Here is a 12,278-nt window from a genome sequence, read left to right on the forward strand (position 1 = left end):
TGATGACTGAATCACTCGACACCCCAATCGCGGAAGAAGGCGACGACCGCCAACACCGCCGCATCAAGAGTTTTGTGATGCGCGCCGGGCGCATGACCGAAGGCCAGCAACGCGGCCTCGATCAAGGCACGCCGCTGTACGTACTGCCGCTGGCCGACGCCCCGGTCGATTTCGATCAAGTGTTCGGTCGTTCTGCGCCGCGAACACTGGAAATCGGCTTTGGCATGGGCCACTCCCTGCTGGAAATGGCGGCTGCATCGCCAGAGCAGGACTTTATCGGGGTTGAGGTTCACCGTCCGGGTGTGGGTGCGCTGCTCAATGGCGTGCTGACACAAGGTCTGACCAACCTGCGAGTTTACGATTGCGATGCAATCGAAGTCCTAACCCGCTGCGTGGCCGACAACAGCCTTGATCGTCTGCTGTTGTTCTTCCCGGACCCTTGGCACAAGAGCCGTCACCACAAGCGTCGGATCGTGCAAGCGTCCTTTGCTGAACTGGTGCGCTCCAAGCTCAAAGTCGGCGGCGTGCTGCACATGGCCACCGACTGGGAACCCTACGCCGAATACATGCTGGAAGTCATGAACGTGGCGCCGGGCTACCGCAACTTGGCCGAAGATGGCCAGTGCGTACCACGTCCTCCTGAGCGCCCGGTCACCAAGTTCGAACGCCGCGGCGAACGTCTTGGGCATGGCGTGTGGGACTTGAAGTTCGAAAAACTGGCATAAGCGGTTTTTCAGTAACCGGCCTCCCCTGCTTGAGGCCGGTTGTTCACAGAGTGAACGACCACAGCACAGCCACAACCAACAACAGCGCAACCCTTCACATTCAAAGGAGGTGTTGTGCAGATGCTATAGGCCAAAAAAGATATAGCCCATTGCAATCATGGCCAGTGCATTGACCATGAACGGGATTTCTTTAATGAGTAGATAGACGCCTGAAGCCATTAGCTGCACCACTTGCCGCCAGCGCCAATGTCGCAGGGCATAGGCCTCAATAGGCGATGGAGAACTCAGTGAAAAGTCATTCATCACCCGGCCTTCTTACCGCGCGCGCTCAAGCTGCGCCACTTTCATGACAGAAGTACACGGTTCTGTACAACGCCATAAACAAACGAACTTGATGGCCGACAGTCTGCGCAGGCTGCTTATGCACAATGACTTGCGCAAGACCATCTGTCTTTTTTAATCGCGGTTCCAGCCTCTTCGTTTTCTCATCAAAGGTCATTGCCGACATGCGTGCTTTGCTCAGCACCTATGTCAGAAAACCTCATGTTCAAAATAATGCGCGTCACATCTTTATTAAGAGCAACTGTGCGATGAAGCGTGGTGTCCGTGCGTAAAAAATAGATATCACCGGTGTCTAGCTGATAAGTATTAATGGGGTTGGCGCACAGCAGTTCATTAATACAAGGCTGATGTTTGTTCCAGAACGTATACGGAACACATTGCAGCATGCCTCCACAAGAAACAGGAGGGGTTTCAATCACCCAAACCAGGGCGAACGCATAGTCACCCCACTGCCAGTCATGCGTGTCACCTTTTTTATGCTGGTGGGTAATCAAGAACTCCTCGTCCGCTGATACCGAAGGAATAACCGGGGTTCCGGCAATGGCGCTCAATACCTTGAGCAGGTGTGGGCATTTTGCCAATGTATTAATGACATGGCCTTCGCGGGCAATAAATTCGCTGCGCACAACGCTCATATACCGAGGGCTATGATCGGTCGTCGCCAAGTGCAAATCGCGGCGCTCAGAGTGGTGTGAAATAAGGCTCTTAACTTCTTGCTGGACAGCGGTTTTAAGTTCGTCATCCACGCAGTCATTAATTTTTATAAAACCTTGTTTTATAAAAGTCTGTCGCAACCTGGAAACCTGTTGCTCGGGAAATAGGCTGACGAGATATCGCGCATATGAATACTGATCAATAACTAGTTTCATCTCAATGTCCTGTAAGGCTTTTCCTATGTAATAAAACGCCACTGCCTTAAATAGAAAGAATCCCTACATAAGTGTAGAAAAGTTGCCGGGTTCGGTGTTATGAAAGATGATCAAGGCGATAAATAACAGGTGTTTTACATTAATCGCCGATTAAACGAAGGCCTATGGATGAAAGACCCTAATAAAATCGGTGTTACCGTCGATATTTTTGACAGCCGTATTATTCGCGCCTTATTTGAGAATGCTCGTCAGTCCAACAAAGCGCTTAGCAGGCAGGTCGGTTTGTCTGCGCCCAGTTGCAGTGATCGCTTAAAGCGGCTTGAGCGCTGGGGGGTGATACGGGGTTATCGCGTCGAGTTAAACCCTGAAGCATTGGGCTATGCGTTAAGTACGCTTATTCGAATCAAAGCCCTGCCCGGCCAGTTGCAGCAGGTAGAGCATTGGTTGTTGGCACGAGCGGAGGTCATCTCCTATTACAAGGTGACGGGCGATGATGACTTTATTGGCGTAGCGTATGTGAACACTGTGGCGCAGTTAGACCAATTGCTTGAATCGCTGGCGAGCATAGCCAGCACACACACCTCACTGATCAAGGCTATGCACAGTAAGTTGCCGAGCATGGAGTAATCAGGCTCTGCACACTGTTGCGGGCCGCGGTTTTCAGTCGCTGGCCTCCTCTACTGGAGGCCGGTTAAACCTGTAATCGCAACCACACGTTTCTTTGACCCCACGGGCCTATTGCAACGTTCGCCTGCGACTACGGTTTTGTGTTGTCTCAGCGCCGGTCAGCAACCACGCCAATCAATACCAAAACCACTAGCAGCACTGGGGCAAGGCTGTAGTTGTTGAATTGGCTCAGGCCGCGCTCGACCCAAGGTGTGGCGTAAATCAGCGCAGCGCCGCTGCCGATCAAGCACAACAAAGCCATCAATGGCACACGTAAGGCGCCGGCAATGCTGCCCAGACGCTGCTCGACCCAGCCTTTGAAATCAGCACCGAATAACACCAGCAAGCAGCCGATCAGCGCCAGAGAGATCTCCGAGAGATGGCTGCGGCTCCAGCGCGAAACAGTGGCGAGCAGGTCAAGTACCAAGTCCATTCGAGTTCCTTAGATCAAAAAGTGCTGCAACAAGTCATTGAGAAACAATTGCCCTCGGGCGGTTGCCGCCAAGCGTGTCGGTTCGACCTGTAATAAGCCACTTTGTTCGGCCGCCTCTCGCCCGCTAGTAAGGCTGTCGAGGGTAAGGCCTGTGCGCTGTGGGTAAAGTGCTGCGTCGACGCCATCAGTCAGGCGCAAGGCGTTCATTAGAAACTCAAAGGGCAGTTCTTCGGCTGTCAGGGTTTTCTCGCCTGCTTGAAAGTTTTTGGCAGGATTTAGGTAGTCTTTCGGCAGTCGGGTTTTCCAAGTACGCACAATTCGGCCATCTGGATGGCTCAACTTGCCGTGGGCTCCGGCGCCGATGCCTATAAAGTCGCCAAAGCTCCAGTAATTGAGGTTGTGACGAGCCGCACGCCCCGGCTGGGCATAAGCAGAAACCTCGTACTGGGCGTAACCGTGCTCAGCGAGTAATGCCTGTCCTGCCTCCTGAATGTCCCACAATGTGTCGTCTTCAGGGAGCGTTGGTGGTTGATTCCAGAACACCGTGTTGGGCTCTAGCGTCAGCTGATACCACGACAAGTGTGTCGGCTTAAGCGCAATGGCCTGACGCAGATCGCTCAGGGCGTCGTCCAGCGACTGATCGGGCAAGCCGTGCATCAAGTCCATGTTGAAGTTGTCAAAACCCGCCTTACGCGCCATGTCGGCAGCGCGTATGGCTTCATCGCCATTGTGGATACGGCCCAACGCTTTGAGTTTTTCGCCCTGAAAACTTTGAATGCCGATCGACAGCCGGTTGATCCCCAGCGCTCGGTAGGCCACGAACTTCTCTTGCTCAAAGGTGCCGGGGTTGGCTTCCAGCGTGATCTCGATGTCACTGGCGAACCGGATGCGCGCTTCAACACCTTTGAGCAGACGGCCTAGCGACTCGGCGCTGAACAGACTAGGCGTGCCGCCACCGAAAAAAATCGTACTCAGTTCACGGCCATACACGGCGTGCAAATCTTGATCGAGATCGGCCAGCAGCGCGTCAACGTACTCGTCTTCGGGCAGCACCGGGCTTGCGGTATGGGAGTTGAAGTCGCAATACGGGCATTTGCGCACGCACCACGGGATATGGATGTACAGCGACAGCGGCGGCAGTTGTGTCAGTGGCGCACGCGGCGCCTGCTGAGAAAAGCCAGTCGCCCCAAGATAGAGCGGCTGGGGAGGTGTGTCGTGGGTCATTTCAGGCCCAAACGCTGACGCAGCAAAACCATAGCGCGCGCGCGATGGCTGAGCTGGTTTTTTTCGGCCGGGCTGAGTTCAGCGCTGGAGCAATTGCGCTCCGGCACCCAAAACAGTGGGTCGTAGCCAAACCCATGTTCACCGCTGGCAGCAGGCAGGATGCGCCCGTACCACAGGCCTTCGCAGATAATGGGCAGCGGGTCGTCTGCGTGACGCACCAAGGCCAGCACGCATACGAACTGTGCGCCGCGCTCGACTTCAGGTACATCCTTGAGGGCATCGAGCAATTTAGCGTTGTTCGCCGCATCACCTTTGCCGTCGGCGTAGCGTGCCGAGTAAATACCCGGCGCGCCGCCGAGAAAGTCCACGGCCAGCCCCGAATCATCAGCCAATGCTGGCAAACCCGAAATACGGGCCGCATTGCGGGCTTTAAGAATCGCGTTTTCAACAAACGACAAGCCGGTTTCTTCCGGCTCGACGCTGCTGAACTCCCCAATCGAGCGCAACTGCACCGACTCGCCGAGCATGGCCTGAAGTTCTTTGAGTTTGCCGGCGTTATGGCTAGCCAGTACCAGTTGCGTAAGGTTCATCATTCGATTGGAGCGACCATTTGAGTAAATTCGATTGTTTCAGCACTAGCACCGCCAGCTTTCACATTCACCTTGAAGGTGAACGTTTGCGGGCCTTTTACCGGGAACTGAGCCAGATAGTTGATTTCGCCATCCTTACCCACTTGACGGAAGTTCAGGCGCGCGGGTTTTTCATCACCCGCTTTTACCGTGCCTTGAATATTGGCCGGGATATTTTTGCCTGCTTTGTTGATCGTGATATTCAGCACGGCGTTGCTTTTGCTGCGCTGCACTTCAACTTTTTGGGCTATTTCAGGCGTCAGAAAGGTCGACGGGAACGCGTTGTAATACACCGTTGTATCGCCAAATGTCTGCTGACGTTGAGCAGCGTTCACGTCAGCGGCAGCCATAGCCTGCGCGCCAAAACACATCGAAAGCAGTAGCAATCCAATCCGACCCATTGTCTTTCTCCTCGAAATAACCTGTTTAAACCGCGACGTGATGGTCCTGAAGGCCAGGACTGCTGACACGGTAAATGCCAATCTCGCCTAACAGGTTAGGCCATAACTTACTCGCCCACCCGTGCCTGTGTTGTTGATCCACAGCAAGGCGGTTGATAACGCGGGCCTGACGCTCGCTGCACAGCGCTTCGAAGTCTTCAAAGGTGCAAAAGTGAATGTTGGGCGTGTTGTACCAGGTGTAGGGCAGAAATTCAGAAACCGGCATGCGGCCCTTGCTGGCCAAATACCAGCGGCAGCGCCAGTGACCGAAATTCGGGAAGGTGATGATGCACTGGCGGCCAACGCGCAGCATTTCGTCGAGAATTCGGTCGGGGTAGTGCACCGCTTGCAGGGCTTGGGTCATGACGACGATGTCGAAACTGTTGCTGGCAAAGTTACCCAGCCCTTTGTCCAGATCCTGCTCAATAACGTTGATGCCCTTGGCGACGCACTCGGCAATGTTGTCCGGGTCGTTCTCAAGGCCGTAGCCGGTCACTTGCTTGTTATCGCGCAACCAGCTCAGCAGTTCGCCATTACCACAACCGAGGTCGAGCACGCGGCTGCCGGCGGGGATCCAGTCTTGGATGATTTCCAGGTCGGCTCTCATGGCGTTCTCACAGTTCTATGCGGTTCATGTAATTGCTGAAGGCTTGCAGGTAACGCGGGATCGGAATCAGGAAGGCGTCATGGCCTTGCGGAGCGTCGATCTCCAGATAGCAAACGTCTTTTTTGGCAGCCATCAAGGCGTCGACCAATTCTCGCGAGCGCGCTGGCGAGAAACGCCAGTCGGTGGTGAACGACATCACGCAAAAGCGTGCAGTGGCGCCCGCGAAGGTTTGGGCCAGATCGTCATTGAAGTTGGCAGCCGGGTCGAAGTAGTCCAGCGCCTTGGTCATCAGCAAATAGGTGTTGGCGTCAAAACGACCGGAAAACTCTTCACCCTGATAACGCAGGTAGCTTTCTACCTGAAACTCCACGCTGTGGAAGTCGTAGTTGAGGTTTTCGTTTTTCAGGCCACGACCAAACTTCTCGCCCATCGAGTCATCGGACAGGTAAGTAATGTGCCCCACCATGCGTGCCAGCATCAGGCCGCGCTTGGGGATGACGCCCTGTTCCATGAACGAACCGCCATGGAACTCGGGGTCGGTCAGGATGGCTTGGCGCGCGACTTCGTTGAACGCAATGTTCTGCGCAGACAGCTTTGGTGCTGAAGCGATTGCCAGGCAATGGCGCAGACGATCCGGGTAGCTGATGCTCCACTGCAAGGCTTGCATGCCGCCCAAGCTGCCGCCGATTACCGCCGCCCACTGGGTAATGCCCAAGCGGTCGGCCAAGCGTGCCTGGCTGTGTACCCAGTCTTCAACTGTCAGCACCGGGAACTGGGCGCCAAACGGGCGGCCGGTTTCGGGGTTAATGCTGCCGGGGCCGGTCGACCCGTTGCAGCCGCCCAGGTTGTTCAGGCTGACGACAAAAAACGTGTTGGTGTCGATGGGTTTGCCGGGGCCGATGCAGCTGTCCCACCAACCGGGTTTGCGGTCGTCGACACTGTGAAAGCCTGCGGCGTGATGGTGCCCGGAGAGCGCATGGCAAATCAGCACGGCATTGCTGCCCGTGGCATTGAGCGTGCCGTAGGTTTCGTAAATCAGGTCATAGGCTGGCAATGAGCGCCCGCAGGCCAAAGCGAGCGGTTCGCTGAAGTGTGCAATTTGCGGCACAACCAGACCAACGGAATCGGGGGGAAAGGCAGCTGGCATTGACCCTGCTCTCATTTAAATGAGGCGTAAGTCTAATGAGCGGGGCACTGAGCGGCAAGCAATGGTCTGGGCTGATTTCGTTGATGAGCGCCGACCTGTAGCAGCTGCCGAAGGCTGCGTTCGGCGGCGAAGCCGTCGCACAGTCAAACTGTGCGGTGTGACAGCCAGATTTGGCCCGCAAGGTTTACGGCCGCTACGCAACCGAACACAGCCTTCGGCAGCTGTTACAAAAGATCAGGTCTGGTCAACCCAGGTAAATCCGGCAGCTTTTTCGGCCCGTGCAAGCGCACGCGTTTTTGCCGGTTGAGTTCGCCGCTGATCAGGCTGACCTGACTTTTTGAAATGCCAAATGCCTTGGCCAGAAAGGCCATCAGGTGGGCGTTGGCTTTGCCTTCTACCGGAGGGGCAGTCAGACGGATTTTCAAACGGTCACCGTGCAGGCCAGCAAACTCGTCGCTGCTGGCCTTCGGTTGCAGGTGACAGTCGAGAATCAGGTCTTCACCGTCCCAACGGAAGTAGCTCATCAGATCAAGCCAAACAGCACAACTGGCATGCCGACGTACATGGCCAATGGCGGTATCACAAAGCTTTGGATCAGTTGAATCACCATGAATGCCAATATCGGCGAAATATCCAACCCGCCCATGCTTGGCAGAAAGCGGCGGAACGGCGCCAACGCAGGCTCGGTGATTTGGTTGACCAGCTCAGCACCGGGGCTGGTGCTACCCGGCGCAACCCACGACAGGATTACGCTGATGATCAGGGCAAAGAAGAACACCTTCAAAAACAGCGCCGTCACACCAATGATTGCCCACGCCAGCAGCCCCAACACGTTGAACGACATGTAGCTCAGGGTCAGCACCACGGCGAAGATCACCATTTGCACGACGATCGCCAATACCAGCGACGACATGTCCAGCCCGAATAGGCTCGGGATCACGCGGCGCAAAGGCTTGAGCAGCGGCTGTGTGGCTTTAACGGTGAACTGGCACAGCGGGTTGTAGAAGTTGGCCCGTACCAGTTGCAGGATGAAACGTAGCAGTACAACCAACAGGTAGAGGCTACCCAAGGTTTGAATCACGAAAATGGCAGCGCCATTAAGTCCAGACATCATGTGCTCCTTATTGACCCAATTGTTCGGCCATCTCGGCCGAGCGGTGCGCGGCGGCACTCAATGCTTTTTCGACCATGGCTTCAAAACCACTGGCTTGAAACGATTTGATAGCAGCTTCGGTAGTGCCCGCAGGCGACGTTACACGACGGCGCAACTCAGCGGCGTCAACGTCGCTACCCACCGCCATGTGAGCGGCGCCCAGCGCGGTCTGTTGTGCAAGCTGCTCGGCCACATCACGGGTTAGCCCCAGCTTGACGCCAGCGTCAGTCATGGCTTCGATCAGCAAGAAGAAATACGCCGGGCCACTGCCCGATACCGCCGTCACGGCATCGATTTGTGCTTCTTGATCAACCCAAACAACGAGACCTACGGCGCTCAACAGCTCATCCGCCTGTGTGCGTTGCTCAGCAGTCACTGATGCCGTGGCGTACAAACCGCTAACGCCTTTGCCCAGCAACGCCGGGGTGTTGGGCATGCAGCGTACCAGTGGTTGCTCGCCCAGCCAGTTAAGCAGGCTTGTGCAGGTAATGCCTGCGGCGATGGACACCAACAGTTGATGCGGTTTGAGGTGTGGGCGCAGGTCTTGGCACACCGCTTTCATGGCTTGTGGCTTGACTGCGATCACAATCACATCAGCGTCCGCAACGGCTTGTGCGTTGTCGGCAAACACCTCAATGCCATGTTCAGTCGCGACCTTGGCCCGTGTTTCGGCGCCGGGATCGCTGGCGCGGATCTGTGCAGCGTCCAGACCTTTGGCCCGCAGGCCGCCGATCAGGCTGGAGGCCATGTTGCCGGCCCCGATAAAGGCAATACACGTCTTGCTCATAACAGATCCTTATAAAAAATGGACGGCCCTTCTCAGGCCTGACTGTAGTCGCGAGCGCCAAATAACGCGGTGCCGATTCGCACCCACGTCGCGCCTTGGGCAATGGCCGACTCAAGGTCATGGCTCATGCCCATTGAAAGCGTATCGAGCCCCATGTTCAGGCTTTGCAACAATGTGCGGACTGTCGCGAAGGCAGCATCTTGCTCCGAGCGGTCGTCGGTCGGCTCCGGGATCGCCATCAAACCGCGCAGTTTCAGGCGCGGCAATGCATCGATAGCGGCCGCCAGCGCTGGCAAGTCTTGCGGCGTACAGCCCGATTTACTGGCCTCGCCACTGACATTGACCTGAATGCAGATGTTCAGCGGCGGCAAGTCCGCTGGGCGCTGCTCAGACAAACGCTGGGCAATTTTTAAGCGATCTACGGAATGCACCCACGCAAAATGCTCGGCGATGTCACGCGTCTTGTTCGATTGAATGGGGCCAATGAAGTGCCAACACAAGGGCAGGTCAGCTAATTCAACCTGCTTGGCGCGAGCTTCTTGCAGGTAGTTTTCGCCAAAATCGCGAAGCCCGGCGGCGTAGGCTTCACGCAGCGCTGCGGCGGGTTTGGTCTTGCTGACCGCGAGTAAGTGAACGCTGGTTACATCGCGTTGCACAGCCAGTGCTGCGTCGCGGATGCGCGCCTCAACCAGAGCAATGTTGCCTGCTATCGTGGACATTCATTTAAGCCCGCCGTTGTGAAAGTCAGCGGCATTCTACTGGAATTGGGAGGGGGGATGGATATCGCCGACCTGTTGGCGCTTAGCGTCAGCCAAGGCGCTTCAGACTTGCACCTGTCGGCAGGTGTAGCGCCGATGCTACGCATAGACGGTGCAATGACGCGTTGTGAACTGCCTGTGCTGACGTGCGATCAGGTGCGAGCCCTTATTCACAGCGTAATGAGTGATGCCCAGCGCTGTGCGTTTGAGGCCGAACTTGAGGCTGACTTTTCCTGCGAGGTGCCGACGCTGGGGCGCTTTCGGGTAAATGCCTTTGAGCAGCAGCGGGGTGCTGGGGCGGTGTTTCGCACCATTGCCTCTTCAGTGCCGAGCCTGGAGTCGCTGGGGTTGGGCGAGGTATTCAAGCAACTCTGCGACACGCCACGAGGGCTGGTGTTGGTGACGGGCGCAACCGGCTCGGGCAAAACCACCACCTTGGCAGCGATGATCGATCACCTGAACGCCACTCGCCCGCTGCACATCCTCACGATTGAAGACCCCATTGAATTCATCCACCAGCCTAAGTGCAGCCTGATCAATCAGCGCGAGGTGCAGCGCAATACCCACAGCTTTGCGGCGGCGTTACGTTCGGCTCTGCGTGAAGACCCCGACGTAATCATGCTGGGCGAGATGCGTGATCTGGACACCATTCGCTTGGCGCTGACTGCGGCTGAAACCGGGCACTTGGTGCTTGCCACCTTGCACACACCGTCAGCGGCCAAAACCATTGATCGAGTCGTGGATGTGTTTGCGGCAGAAGAAAAGGCGATGGTGCGCGCCATGCTGTCTGAGTCACTGCAGGCGGTGATTTCCCAAACGCTGGTCAACAAGAAGGGTGGCGGACGCGTGGCGGCACACGAAATCATGCTGGGCACGCCAGCCATTCGAAACCTGATTCGGGAAAACAAAGTGGCGCAGATGGTCTCAGCCATTCAAACCGGCGCGGCCGTGGGCATGCAGACGCTGGAGATGAGCCTGAAAAGGCTGAAAGACAAAGGGGTAATCGAAGCTTCATAGGCGCTGTCGAGGCACGAAGACTGCGAGCTTTTGACCCTCAAGATCAAATGATCGCAGCCTCATTTCACTCGACAGCTCCTACGAGTGGGTTGCTGGCCAGAAGCTAGCGCTGAACCACTTGCAGATTGCTTTGCTCTTTAGGCAATACACGCTTGGCAACCACGTAGTGGCTCTGCCAGTAAGGCTTCTTCAAGGTGTCGATCGTCACGGACTTGCCACGACGCGGCGCGTGAATGAAGCGGTCATTGCCCAAGTAAATGGCAACATGGTTGACCTTGCGGCTCTTGATGTTGAAAAACAGCAAGTCGCCGGGCTTCAAGTCCTTGCGATCCACTTTTTGCCCATGACCGCTGGCCATAGCGCTGGAGCTGCGTGGCAGATTGACCGCCGCCACGTCATTGAAGGCGTATTTCACCAGCCCGCTGCAATCGAACCCTTTAGTTGGGCTGCTGCCGCCCCAACGATAAGGGGTGCCCAACACATTTACTGCACGGCTGAGCACGGAGCTGCTTTGCTTGTTTGCGGCTACCAGCGAGGCGGTTGCAATTTTGCCAGGCGCTTTACGAGACGCTTTACTCAGCGTTGGGCGTGCTACGGTTTTGCTCTTGGTGGCAACAAAGGCTGGGGTCGCAGATGACTTTGCGGTGTAGCCTGTGAAGCCTGAAGGAAGATGTTGCTCACGATTGGTGGCGTGGGCGGCCAGTGGCATTAATAGGCAAATGGTTAGCCATGTCTTGAATATTGGTCGCATTCGGCAGGGCTCTGAATAGGTAAGCGCGCAACTTTATAACAGCTTTTTTGTCCTTTCTCAGGCCGTTTGTCGATTGGCCGCGAGGGGTAAAAAGCACAATCGGCGTGGCAAGTTGTCACATGCCTGTCGTACAGGTCAGGTGATACAAGGCTTTGCGCCATTTTTTGTAAGACACTTTTACCTGTTGCAAGACAGTAAAAAAGTCACAAAAAAAATCACAATATTTTTCTATCAGCATCAAAGAGGGTGTTTATGAGCGGCTATCGAGACGATACCCACAGCAAAGTGCTGGGTTATTTACTTTGGATTTTGGGTTTTACCGGGGCGCATCGCTTTTATTACGGCAAGCCAGTAACCGGCACAATCTGGTTTTTCACGCTGGGCTTGTTGGGTATTGGCTGGCTGATCGACTTGTTTCTGATCCCAAGCATGGACCGCGAGGCAGACCTGCGCTTTACCGCCGGGGATACCGACTACAGCGTGGCCTGGATTCTGCTGACGTTTTTGGGGTTGTTCGGCGTACACCGTATGTACATGGGCAAGTGGATCACCGGGATCATCTACCTGTGCACCGGCGGTTTGTTTTTGCTCGGCATCCTTTATGACTTCTGGACGCTGAACACTCAGATTTCGATCAAGAACGCTGAGCGTCGGTAAACAAAGCATCCCAACCTGTAGTCGCGGCTGAACGCTGCGATAAGGAGCAAAGGTCCTTTCAAAAGCTATTGCA

17 protein-coding genes are annotated in these 12,278 nt (G+C 55.7%); 4 read left to right on the forward strand and 13 right to left on the reverse strand.

The window, feature by feature from the left end:
- Positions 1-2 precede the first annotated feature (2 nt).
- Positions 3-725, forward strand: a complete 723-nt coding sequence (gene trmB / locus ACZRJQ_RS09275; RefSeq protein ID WP_463978065.1) for a tRNA (guanosine(46)-N7)-methyltransferase TrmB — start codon at positions 3-5, stop codon at positions 723-725.
- A gap of 123 nt (positions 726-848) precedes the next feature.
- Here trmB and ACZRJQ_RS09280 read toward each other — a convergent pair whose 3' ends face one another.
- Entirely contained in the window at positions 849-1,028 is a 180-nt protein-coding gene (locus ACZRJQ_RS09280) for a hypothetical protein (RefSeq protein WP_463978066.1), read from the reverse strand.
- Positions 1,029-1,213: 185 nt separating this feature from the next.
- On the reverse strand, positions 1,214-1,936 hold the full coding sequence (locus ACZRJQ_RS09285) for a HalD/BesD family halogenase (RefSeq protein WP_463978067.1): 723 nt from the start codon (positions 1,934-1,936) through the stop codon (positions 1,214-1,216).
- Positions 1,937-2,104: 168 nt separating this feature from the next.
- On the opposite strand from ACZRJQ_RS09285, the gene ACZRJQ_RS09290 reads away from it, so the two are divergent.
- On the forward strand, positions 2,105-2,563 hold the full coding sequence (locus ACZRJQ_RS09290) for an Lrp/AsnC family transcriptional regulator (RefSeq protein ID WP_463978068.1): 459 nt from the start codon (positions 2,105-2,107) through the stop codon (positions 2,561-2,563).
- A gap of 148 nt (positions 2,564-2,711) precedes the next feature.
- Here the strand turns inward: ACZRJQ_RS09290 and ACZRJQ_RS09295 are convergent, their stop codons facing one another.
- From ACZRJQ_RS09295 to ACZRJQ_RS09340, 10 genes are all read right to left on the reverse strand, one after another.
- A complete protein-coding gene (locus ACZRJQ_RS09295; protein ID WP_047278383.1) occupies positions 2,712-3,035 on the reverse strand; it encodes a DUF3392 domain-containing protein in 324 nt (107 codons plus the stop codon).
- A gap of 9 nt (positions 3,036-3,044) precedes the next feature.
- Complete coding sequence (gene hemW, locus ACZRJQ_RS09300; protein ID WP_463978069.1) at positions 3,045-4,259, reverse strand: radical SAM family heme chaperone HemW; 1,215 nt, start codon at positions 4,257-4,259, stop codon at positions 3,045-3,047.
- The gene (gene rdgB / locus ACZRJQ_RS09305) at positions 4,256-4,852 is read right to left on the reverse strand and encodes an RdgB/HAM1 family non-canonical purine NTP pyrophosphatase (protein WP_463978070.1); all 597 of its coding nucleotides are present in this window, start codon (positions 4,850-4,852) and stop codon (positions 4,256-4,258) included. Before rdgB ends, hemW begins: the two co-directional genes overlap by 4 nt.
- The gene (locus ACZRJQ_RS09310; protein ID WP_463978071.1) at positions 4,849-5,289 is read right to left on the reverse strand and encodes a DUF4426 domain-containing protein; all 441 of its coding nucleotides are present in this window, start codon (positions 5,287-5,289) and stop codon (positions 4,849-4,851) included. Before ACZRJQ_RS09310 ends, rdgB begins: the two co-directional genes overlap by 4 nt.
- A gap of 25 nt (positions 5,290-5,314) precedes the next feature.
- The gene (gene metW / locus ACZRJQ_RS09315) at positions 5,315-5,935 is read right to left on the reverse strand and encodes a methionine biosynthesis protein MetW (protein WP_463978072.1); all 621 of its coding nucleotides are present in this window, start codon (positions 5,933-5,935) and stop codon (positions 5,315-5,317) included.
- Between the two features lie 7 nt (positions 5,936-5,942).
- The gene (gene metX, locus ACZRJQ_RS09320) at positions 5,943-7,082 is read right to left on the reverse strand and encodes a homoserine O-succinyltransferase MetX (RefSeq protein WP_463978073.1); all 1,140 of its coding nucleotides are present in this window, start codon (positions 7,080-7,082) and stop codon (positions 5,943-5,945) included.
- A 224-nt stretch (positions 7,083-7,306) separates the two neighbouring features.
- Positions 7,307-7,606 (reverse strand): DUF167 domain-containing protein, encoded by a 300-nt coding sequence (locus tag ACZRJQ_RS09325; RefSeq protein ID WP_463978074.1) that lies wholly within the window; start codon positions 7,604-7,606, stop codon positions 7,307-7,309.
- Positions 7,606-8,193, reverse strand: a complete 588-nt coding sequence (locus ACZRJQ_RS09330; protein ID WP_463978075.1) for a YggT family protein — start codon at positions 8,191-8,193, stop codon at positions 7,606-7,608. Before ACZRJQ_RS09330 ends, ACZRJQ_RS09325 begins: the two co-directional genes overlap by 1 nt.
- Before the next feature lie 10 nt (positions 8,194-8,203).
- On the reverse strand, positions 8,204-9,022 hold the full coding sequence (gene proC, locus ACZRJQ_RS09335) for a pyrroline-5-carboxylate reductase (RefSeq protein WP_463978076.1): 819 nt from the start codon (positions 9,020-9,022) through the stop codon (positions 8,204-8,206).
- 32 nt (positions 9,023-9,054) lie between these two features.
- Entirely contained in the window at positions 9,055-9,741 is a 687-nt protein-coding gene (locus tag ACZRJQ_RS09340) for a YggS family pyridoxal phosphate-dependent enzyme (protein ID WP_463978077.1), read from the reverse strand.
- Between the two features lie 57 nt (positions 9,742-9,798).
- Between ACZRJQ_RS09340 and ACZRJQ_RS09345 the strand changes: the two genes are divergently transcribed.
- Positions 9,799-10,797, forward strand: a complete 999-nt coding sequence (locus ACZRJQ_RS09345; RefSeq protein ID WP_463978078.1) for a type IV pilus twitching motility protein PilT — start codon at positions 9,799-9,801, stop codon at positions 10,795-10,797.
- 103 nt (positions 10,798-10,900) lie between these two features.
- Here ACZRJQ_RS09345 and ACZRJQ_RS09350 read toward each other — a convergent pair whose 3' ends face one another.
- Positions 10,901-11,548 carry a C40 family peptidase gene (locus tag ACZRJQ_RS09350; RefSeq protein WP_463978079.1) on the reverse strand — a complete coding sequence of 216 codons (648 nt, stop codon included), beginning with the start codon at positions 11,546-11,548 and terminating at the stop codon, positions 10,901-10,903.
- 252 nt (positions 11,549-11,800) lie between these two features.
- On the opposite strand from ACZRJQ_RS09350, the gene ACZRJQ_RS09355 reads away from it, so the two are divergent.
- Positions 11,801-12,205, forward strand: coding sequence for an NINE protein (locus ACZRJQ_RS09355; protein ID WP_463978080.1), 405 nt, complete (start codon positions 11,801-11,803; stop codon positions 12,203-12,205).
- The last annotated feature ends 73 nt before the right edge of the window (positions 12,206-12,278 follow it).

The organism is Pseudomonas sp. E315 (assembly GCF_055406205.1).